This is a genomic window from Mesorhizobium sp. M7A.T.Ca.US.000.02.2.1 (genome assembly GCF_003996995.1).
Lineage (GTDB): Bacteria > Pseudomonadota > Alphaproteobacteria > Rhizobiales > Rhizobiaceae > Mesorhizobium.
Window position 1 is genome coordinate 1 of record NZ_RZTT01000783.1, and the last position, 1143, is coordinate 1143.

Consider the following 1143-nt stretch of genomic DNA (forward strand, 5'->3'; position numbering starts at 1 on the left):
TCGAGGTCGGCCACGGGACACTGTTGCGTGGGATCGGCTCGCCCAAGCCATTCCCCGCCCACGCAAGCGCCCGAACCACACATCGCAGAAAAAGAGATCGTCCTTCAAGAGGAGTACTGAAATTGGGGAAAAGCGAAATTCCTCATGAACCGGTTGGCCCTGCTGTCCACAAGGACGACGAGGCCCTTGCTTCCCCGTTCGTAAAATGCCTCCTGCGGCTCATTCGTACTCAGGATTCCTTCGGCTTATGGGAAGGCCATTCGGATGCCGAGCTGCTGGCCGAGTTCATCATCACCAAGCAACAGCAACGTGCGGTACCCTTTGGCGGCGATCCCGATCCTGACGCGCTGTGGAGGCTCGACATGTTTTACACCGCCGTAGCGCTTGCGATCGAGGAGCGCTCCGGCGTGTCGACGTCGCCGACAATAGAAATGAAACCCGTGGGGGCTTCCGGCGGTTGGGCGTTCTGTCGAGACGTCCACCGGTTCGGCTTCGAGACTTTCCGCAAACTTGCTGAGGCCGGTACGAAACTGGTCGACGATGCGACTGCAGCCATTGAAGCCTAGCCCGAGATGGAGCGCATCAAGAAACCATTGTTCCAGGAAGGATCTATGTCAGACCTAGATAGGATGAGGAAAAAAGTCTGAAAGCTCCAGTTGCGTGCAGCTATTGCCAAGATGGCATTGCAGGACCTCGTCGAGGGTCTGCCGGGCAAGTGGGCCGACATACAGGAAGTCGCCGAGAAAACCCAAGCCGTTTATGCCGAGTTGGATGTTGCCAAGAGAGAACTCGCTTCAATGAAGAATTTAGGATGATGCGCACATTCACCACCCGTGACGGCTCCATTTGGATGCCGTCGTACCTGACCTCCATCGATAGCAAACCTGCATCGGCTGCTGCCGTTGTTTCAAGGTCTGCTCGCGCGATGTCATGCATCTTCACGGCGTTGATGATGCGGGTGAAATCCTCGCCCCTGCGATGACGAGGACGACGATTTCGACGGCAAGCTCAATCGCATGATCATGGTTGTCGATGATGCCGGCCGCTGCATAGGCTGCGGAGCCTGCGGCCGCGTCTGCCCCAAGAACTGCCAGACGCATGTTGCGGCCGACGAGCTCGCAACATGATCTGGCGAAAACCAGG

General features: G+C 57.4%; 2 protein-coding genes and 1 pseudogene. All 3 read left to right on the forward strand.

Annotated elements, in window-relative coordinates; translation table 11 throughout:
- The first annotated feature begins 137 nt into the window (after positions 1-137).
- The 3 genes and pseudogenes from EOD15_RS34590 to fdxB all read left to right on the forward strand — a co-directional run bounded on the left by EOD15_RS34590 (position 138) and on the right by fdxB (position 1127).
- The gene (locus EOD15_RS34590; RefSeq protein WP_127322068.1) at positions 138-566 is read left to right on the forward strand and encodes a DUF269 domain-containing protein; all 429 of its coding nucleotides are present in this window, start codon (positions 138-140) and stop codon (positions 564-566) included.
- A gap of 90 nt (positions 567-656) precedes the next feature.
- Positions 657-815, forward strand: coding sequence for a CCE_0567 family metalloprotein (locus EOD15_RS34595; protein WP_224571204.1), 159 nt, complete (start codon positions 657-659; stop codon positions 813-815).
- Positions 812-1127 (forward strand): annotated as a pseudogene (fdxB, locus tag EOD15_RS34600) (ferredoxin III, nif-specific). The gene EOD15_RS34595 and the pseudogene fdxB overlap by 4 nt, the downstream one beginning before the upstream one ends.
- Positions 1128-1143: the final 16 nt, after the last annotated feature.